General features: G+C 67.4%; 1 protein-coding gene. It reads left to right on the forward strand.

Annotation, left to right across the window (positions count from 1 at the left end):
• Nucleotides 1–86: 86 nt before the first annotated feature.
• On the forward strand, nt 87–451 hold a 365-nt coding region (locus B8460_RS01935), incomplete at its 3' end, for a recombinase family protein (protein ID WP_048859887.1).

Genomic DNA, 451 nt, shown 5'->3' on the forward strand with positions numbered 1-451 from the left:
CTAAGCCAGATCCTCGCGCCCCCCGGTCCCGCATGCCCGACACCCACGCCACCCCGGAACGACGACGCGTAGCCCTCTATGTCCGCGTGTCCACCACGCGTCAGGCCGAGGGCGAGCTGTCGATCCCCGACCAGATCAAGCAGGGACAGGACTACTGCGCCGCCCGCGGGCTGCATCTGATCGAGACCTATGTCGAACCCGGTGCCTCCGCCACCGACGACCGCCGGCCCGAGTTCCAGCGCATGATCGACGCCGCCACCGCACCCGCGCATCCGTTCGACGTCGTGCTCGTGCACTCCATGTCGCGCTTCTTCCGCGAGCAGTTCCTGTCCGAGATGTATCTGCGCAAGCTGCGCCGCGCCGGCGTCGAGCTCGTCTCCATGACGCAGGAGTTCCGCGACGACACCACCGGCAACCTGATCCGCCAGATCCTCGGCTCGTTCGACGAATA

It is taken from the genome of Acidisphaera rubrifaciens HS-AP3, assembly GCF_000964365.1.
Classification (GTDB): Bacteria; Pseudomonadota; Alphaproteobacteria; order Acetobacterales; family Acetobacteraceae; genus Acidisphaera; species Acidisphaera rubrifaciens.